The sequence below is a fragment of the Nonomuraea sp. SYSU D8015 genome (assembly GCF_008065375.1).
GTDB lineage: Bacteria > Actinomycetota > Actinomycetes > Streptosporangiales > Streptosporangiaceae > Nonomuraea.
Map to the genome: position 1 here is coordinate 1 of NZ_VJYI01000073.1, position 729 is coordinate 729.

2 protein-coding genes and 1 pseudogene are annotated in these 729 nt (G+C 64.5%); 2 read left to right on the forward strand and 1 reads right to left on the reverse strand.

Going from position 1 to position 729, the window contains the following annotated elements:
* Both ID574_RS63385 and ID574_RS59265 read left to right on the forward strand, forming a co-directional pair.
* Positions 1–95, forward strand: a 95-nt coding sequence (locus tag ID574_RS63385; protein ID WP_442939465.1) for an IS3 family transposase, incomplete at its 5' end; no start/stop codon positions are given.
* 38 nt (positions 96–133) lie between these two features.
* On the forward strand, positions 134–445 hold the full coding sequence (locus tag ID574_RS59265; protein ID WP_223168229.1) for a dihydrofolate reductase family protein: 312 nt from the start codon (positions 134–136) through the stop codon (positions 443–445).
* Positions 446–611: 166 nt separating this feature from the next.
* Here ID574_RS59265 and ID574_RS61410 read toward each other — a convergent pair.
* Positions 612–729, reverse strand: a pseudogene (locus ID574_RS61410) (IS630 family transposase); the annotation flags it as partial.

Below are 729 nucleotides of genomic sequence, written 5' to 3' on the forward strand. Positions count from 1 at the left end.
GCTACAACACTCGAAGGAGACACTCCACCCTCGGCTACCTCAGCCCGATCGACTACGAGCAGCAAACTACCGATAAGGTGCTGCTCGTCGCATAACAGCCCGTGTCCACACATCGGGGCGAGCCCCCTACGTCGTGTCGAGCACGCTGAGCGGGGTCGATTGGAATGCCGAGCTGGTGCGAGGCGACTTGGGGCAAGCGGTTCAGCGGCTCAAGCAGGAGTCAGGCGAGGGCCTGTGGGTGGGTGGCGTAACGCTCCCCCTGGCGTTGGCAGATCTGGGACTGATCGACGAGTACGAGTTCCTTGTGCAGCCGGTCCTTGCCGGACACGGGCCGACGTTGCTCGCCGGTCTGCGCGAGCGCATCCAGCTCGAGCCCGTGGACCGCCATGAGTTCCGGTCGGGGGCGGTCGCCCTGCGATACCGGCCCACGCGAGTCACGGCTTGACGTGATTTATCCTGGCACGTTGACCGCTCCCTCGCGACGGAACGACGGCCCGGGGTCGCGTTGGCCGCGCTGGCCGTGCCCCCGAACGCGCGGATATATCGACGGGGACATCGCCCCGAGGTGCCGGTAGCGGACAGGGCAAACGTTGCCTGACGTGGCACTAGTGTCATGCGCCTGAAATTCGTCGGCAATATTTAGCGAGGGATTCCAGGATCTCTTCGGCGGTTTTGGTCCAGACGAACGGCTTGGGGTCGTCGTTCCACTGATCCATCCAGTCGCGGATG